Annotated in this window: 1 pseudogene; it reads left to right on the top strand. The window is 40.1% G+C overall.

Going from position 1 to position 257, the window contains the following annotated elements:
* Window positions 1-257, top strand: a pseudogene (locus tag AC0QHF_RS00160) (group II intron reverse transcriptase/maturase); the annotation flags it as partial.

Raw genomic sequence — 257 nt, 5'->3', positions numbered from 1 at the left:
CCGATGATTTTGTAGTCATATCACCAAAACTCGAAATCATTGAACAGTGCAAGATTGCTATTTCTGAATGGTTAAAGGCTGTTGGACTCCAACTGAAACCAGAAAAGACAAGAATCTGTCACACACTTCAAGAAATTGAAGTAAACGGAAAAATGGTCTCACCTGGTTTCGACTTTCTAAGGTTCAATATCAGGCAATATCCAAAAGGGAAGCACACATCTGGAAAAAGTGGAGGGAGAGCCAGTAAACTACTTGGC

The organism is Lyngbya sp. CCY1209 (genome assembly GCF_055795065.1).
This window is presented reverse-complemented; position numbering and strand designations above follow the sequence as displayed.